Source organism: Geothrix rubra (genome assembly GCF_030268065.1).
GTDB classification, from domain to species: domain Bacteria; phylum Acidobacteriota; class Holophagae; order Holophagales; family Holophagaceae; genus Geothrix; species Geothrix rubra.
Genome location: NZ_BSDD01000011.1, coordinates 1 through 3,470, shown reverse-complemented (window position 1 = coordinate 3,470; position 3,470 = coordinate 1). Strand labels below are relative to the sequence as shown.

The window sequence follows — 3,470 nt, the reverse complement described above, 5'->3', positions numbered from 1 at the left end:
TCGTCTCCTCATCTCTCCCCTCATCTCTCTTCCCTCTCCAAAATCCTTCCCCGTACCACCCGCTTGCTCCCTCGAGATCCCTTCACCTCAACCTCTCGGAACCTGCCGCCAAAGTTAGCTCACCTCGAGGGTAAAAATGGAAATTCCCTACATGGGCCTATAACCTTAAAGGATTGGAATCAGTACATGTCCGTGACATTGATTTTGGTTTTGTAACTATGCCTTTTTGAAGAATTTTGGCTCATTCACAATGCGTAAAAAAAATACTTCGGTTTATCTTTTTCTTGTTTTTTCTTATCTGCATCCAGGGCCGCATTGTGATTTATGACACTGATGTAACAAATTAAGACTCCGTCTCGTCCTGGCCTCCCCGCTGGCCCTGTAACCCTCTGCCCGAGAAGGGAATAGGCGGCCACAACTCTTGCGGCATGGGTCCAGACAGAGGAAGGACCCAGATGCGGGAAGCGCACCCGGGTCCCTGCTGGACCTGAAGCAATCTGAAGAAGGCCGGGGCGCGGAAACCGCGCCCCGGCCCTGACGGCTAGAAGTTCATGTGCATCGCCTTGATGTCGGCGATCTTGCCGGTGCCATGGCAGATCAGGCACTGCTCGACCTTGGCCAGGGCCGTGCTGCGGGCCTCGTAGATGGCGCCGCCATTGCCCTGGAAGTGGGCGATGTCGGTGGCACTGTCGTGGCAGCCGAAGCAGGCGGAGGCGATCGGCGAGTTCACCAGGGTGGTGTTCGCGGCGGGGGCGATGGTGCCGCCGGTCGCGGAAGCGGTGTACTTGAAGGCCGCTCCGTAGTTCACGCCCGGGGTGACGAAGGGCGAGACCACCGTGTAGCCGGTCGGGATCGTCTCGCTGCCGGTGACGAAGGTGACCGTGGTGGTGGGCGTCGCCCCCGTGGCCGTGGTGCTCCAGAGGAGATTGGGAACCGCTGCGGCGTTGGTCGCGTTGCTGAAGTCGTACGAACCGGCCACGTGGCAGATTTCGCAGTTGTTCAGCATGTTGGACCGCTCGGCGCCGGGCCAGGTGGTGTTCCAGTAGTCGGCGCCGCCAGCCGCCTGCCAGGAGAACATGTTGTTGCGCACGGGCGCGGCATGCAGGGCGTGGATGAAGTCCTTCTCATTGACCGCCCAGCCATCGGTGCCGTGGTCGCCCACGTAGTTGGCGTTGTGGCAGAAGGTGCAGTTCTCGGCGGTGTTGCGCTCGCCGGCGTGGTAGGCAGCATCGGTGAAGACACCCAGGACCGCATGGCAGCTGTTGCACTTCTGGCTGCTGACGATCGCACGGCGGGCGGTGCTGCCCGTGGCCACCTTCGTGACGTTGGGCGGAGGCACGCTCAGGCCGCCCAGCATCGTCGTGGTGTCGTAGGGGAAGCCCGGGACGTTGGTCTGGGTGATCGGCTGGGAGTTCTTGTTGTAGGTGAAGCCGATGCCGCCCGTGAGCATGGTGGCGTTGGCCGGAATGGTCACGCCCGTCATGGTCAGGGTGTAGTAGCCGTTGGAATCCGGGCCCGACAGGGTGCCGGCGGAGGTCCCGGTGGCGGTGCCGTTCCACACCTTCTTGACGTAGGTGCTGACCGTGGCGTTCCAGTCCGCAGGCGTGTTGATCCCGTCCTGGGGGACCGCAAAGGCCAGGTAGACGCTCGGGCCGCCCACGAAGTTGTCCCACAGCTCGGTCTTGCCGCTGCCGAACACGTTGAAGTCGGCGCGCTGCCCGTTCTGGAGGAAGCGGAACACGAACACCGGCTGGCTGCTGGCATTCAGGCTGACGCTCTGGAGGTCCCAGGTGACATTGATGGCACCCGCGGGCAGGTTGTTCCGGTAGTCCGCAATGGCCGCGCCGTTGGTGTAGCCACCGGTGGCGAAGGCAGGGTTGCCGGCCACCGTCGGGGTGTGGACGAGCTGGATGCCCGTGGCGCCGTGGCACCCGGTGCAGTTCTTGTCGTCGAGCTGGGGGCCGCCGGTGTGGTTCGTGCCGCTGGCCCAGTCGATGGCGTCATGGCAGGCGCCGCAGGCGAGCCGGCTCGGCACGTTCATCCAGTTGTCGCCCTGGGTGGTGGTGCTGATGGACGAGGTGTGGCACTTCGTGCAGTTCCGGAGATCCTGGGGATACCGGGCATCGAAGGGGTTGATGTCGGAGAAGGCGTAACCGGTCAGGGTCAGGTGCTCGCCCATGTGGATCCGGTGGACGAAGGCCGGCATGTCGCCAACGCTCATGCCCTGGATCTTGCGGGTCTCACCGGTGTAGCCCGTGGCCGTGGTGGTGGCCTCGGCATTGCCGTACTTCAGCTGGTCGTTGTGGCACATCACGCAGAAGTTGATATCCACGCGGTTGCCGCCGTGCCAGGAGAGCTTGGTGTGGCAGGTGTTGCAGGACGCCATGTCCACGATGCGGCGATCCTGGGGATCGTTGGCCGCGGCAGGCTGGCCCGTGGCGGGGTAGAAGTCGTACAGGATGTTCGCCGGGGTCTTCACGTTCACCGCGGCGGTGGTGCTGGTCGACCCGTCGGGGGTGTTCCGGCCGGTGCCCCGGGCCGAGCCACCCACCTGGATGCCGATGCGGTGGAGCAGGGCGGGCTGGTAGCTCACGTCGCCGAGGTCCGCACGGACGTTGTTGCCGGTGTAGGTGGCGGCGTCCAGGAAGGCCTGGGCCTGGGTGATGTCCCGGTAGAAGGTGTAGGTGTAGGTGCCGTCACCATGGTCCACCAGCGTGCCCGTGCTGTCCGTCGTCGGGACGCTCGGAGCCGAGGCCTTGGTCGTCGTGGGCATGGAGGTCACGATGTAGCTGACCCACTTGCTGGGGCTGCCGTTGGTCCCGGGCACCAGCTTGTCGATCGAGAACGCCATGTTGGCGAGGCCGGGGGCGAGCGCGGTGCTGGACTGGGAGGTGAAGCCCAGCCCCTGGACGGGGGTGCCGTTGCCGTCGGTGACGGTGAAGTTCACGACGGGCTTCCCGCCCATGGTCACGCTGGTCACGCTCCCCTTCAGGGAGAGCTGCGACCACTGGTCCGGCGTCAGAGCCGCCGCGTTCACCGTGATGACCGCGTTGGTTCCGTTGGTCCCGTTCGTCCCGTTGGTGCCGTTGGTGCCGTTGATGCCGGCCGGGCCGGTATCACCCTTGCACCCGACCAGGGCGAAGGTGACCGCGGCGGCCAGGACGAGCCCGCCGAGTCGCTTGATGGGAATTGCCTGCATTTGAAGTCCTCCTTTGGAGTTTTGGTTGCGAAAAACGTCAGGAATTCAGTACTCGGGGGTGGGGGAATCGGTCATGGGCCTCGGCACCTCCTGGCTCAGTTCATCCCGACGGGGATGCTGGCGCCGGCGCCTGCCACCGGCGTGATGTTGGTCCCGTGGCACATCGTGTTGTTGAAGCAACCGGGGGCCGTCCCGGCGGGGGCCGGCGTGGCCGGCTTCAGGTCCGAATTCGCACCCGCCGCATGGCACTTGAAGCACTCCGGCGCGTTCC

Annotated in this window: 1 protein-coding gene; it reads right to left on the bottom strand. The window is 64.5% G+C overall.

Annotated features, from left to right (window positions below; all coding sequences use genetic code 11):
- Positions 1–541: 541 nt before the first annotated feature.
- Complete coding sequence (locus QSJ33_RS15515) at positions 542–3,199, bottom strand: OmcA/MtrC family decaheme c-type cytochrome (protein WP_285727878.1); 2,658 nt, start codon at positions 3,197–3,199, stop codon at positions 542–544.
- Positions 3,200–3,470: the final 271 nt, after the last annotated feature.

Excerpts from the sequence above, each read along its gene's own strand:
- QSJ33_RS15515 (WP_285727878.1), bottom strand. The coding sequence starts at position 3,199 with ATGCAGGCAATTCCCATCAAGCGACTCGGCGGGCTCGTCCTGGCCGCC.